At 44.6% G+C, this 1,663-nt stretch carries 1 protein-coding gene; it reads left to right on the top strand.

All coding sequences use genetic code 11. The features are described 5' to 3' along the window. The first annotated feature begins 81 nt into the window (after window positions 1–81). On the top strand, window positions 82–1,635 hold the full coding sequence (gene istA / locus RM545_RS17380) for an IS21 family transposase (RefSeq protein ID WP_311496551.1): 1,554 nt from the start codon (window positions 82–84) through the stop codon (window positions 1,633–1,635). The last annotated feature ends 28 nt before the right edge of the window (window positions 1,636–1,663 follow it).

The raw sequence follows: 1,663 nt of genomic DNA, 5'->3' as shown, positions 1-1,663 counted from the left end.
TTTGTGCCAGTTGTTTCGGTTCGTTTTGTGCCACTTTGAAAGATCAAGTAAATAATACCTTGTCGCTTAAAAACAAGCGATATGGCCAATACACTTGATCCAATGGACTTAAAACAGATCATTTCCTTACATCTCGATGGATTCAGTAACCGTAAAATAGGCGTCACCCTTGGGATCTCCCGCAATACGGTAAATACTTATATGCGTTTGTTCAAGGCCAGCAATTCTTCCCCTAAAGAATTATTGGCCCTTGATAATGCTACATTAGAGAAGCTTTTTCCTTCCCACACTACTATTGACAACCCTCGCTACGATGAACTCATGTTATATTTTGAGGGGGTCAATAAAGCCCGGAACCACCCAGGTTTTACTTTTTTATACCATTATCAGGAATATGTAGCGCAGGCCAAAGATCCTTATGGCTATACCCAATTTATGGAACATTACCGGCGCAAGTATGCCAAGGCCAAAGGTTCGATGAAGCTTGAACACGATCCTGGCAAAGAACTCTTTATTGATTACGCTGGCAAAAAACTCCAAATTATTGATAAGGAAACAGGGGAACTGATCCCGGTAGAAGTATTTGTGGCCATCCTTCCCAACAGCCAGTATACCTATGTGGAAGCTTGTAAAAGCCAAAAAAGGGAAGACCTGATTAACTGTTGCTGTAACGCCCTGCGCTTTTATGGAGGTGTCCCTAAAGCAATCGTCTCCGATAATTTAAAGTCAGCGGTTACCCGTGCCAGCAAGTATGAGGCGGACATCAACAGAAGTTTTAAAGACTTCGCACGGCATTACAACTGTGTGATCAATCCTGCCCGGGGCTATGCCCCGCAAGATAAAGCTTTGGTGGAGAATGCCGTAAACCTTGCCTACCAGCGCATTTATTACCCACTGCGGGAGATGAGCTTCTTCTCTTTGGAAGATCTTAACCGGGAGATAAAACGCTTGCTGGGCCGGTATAACGACCTGTTGTTCTCCCGCAAGGAAGCCAGTCGCAGGGAACTGTTCCAATCCGTGGAACGGGAATACCTAAAGCCTTTGCCGCAGGCTACCTATGAACTGAAAGGTTACCGAAGGGCAAAGGTTCAGAAAATGGGCTATGTTTACTTCTCCCCGGATAAAAGCTATTACAGCGTCCCTTATCGTTACATAGGAAAAGAAACCACCATCCATTATACCAGTTCCGTGGTAGAAGTATATTACTATCATCAGCGGATCGCCCTGCACCAGCGCAATCCATCAAAAGGTAGTTACAACACTAACAAAGAGCACCTAAGCAGTACCCATAAATACTACAGCGATTGGAGCCCTGAATTTTTTAAAAAGAAAGCGGCCCTGCACGGGGAGCACGTTCTGGGCTGCATCGAGAAAATAATCACCGCGGTGGACTATCCAGAAATAGGATACAAACGGGCTATGGGGGTCCTCCAACTTCACAAATCCTATGGCTCCCAGCGATTGGACAATGCCTGTAAAAGAGCTTTGCAGGCAGATGCGGCTACTTACCTTCGGATCAAAAATATCCTGAAAAATAACCTGGACAAAAGCTCCCTGTTTTACCAGGACCTCGAAAAAGATAAATCACACATCCCAGAACACGATAACATACGGGGTGCCTCTGCATATCAATAATAAACCATTTAAATCCAATGAATATGAA

This window comes from Autumnicola lenta (genome assembly GCF_031846515.1).
GTDB lineage: Bacteria > Bacteroidota > Bacteroidia > Flavobacteriales > Flavobacteriaceae > Autumnicola > Autumnicola lenta.
This window is presented reverse-complemented; position numbering and strand designations above follow the sequence as displayed.

Bases quoted from the DNA above. Each gene is read 5' to 3' on its own strand.
- istA (WP_311496551.1), top strand. From the start codon at position 82: ATGGCCAATACACTTGATCCAATGGACTTAAAACAGATCATTTCCTTA.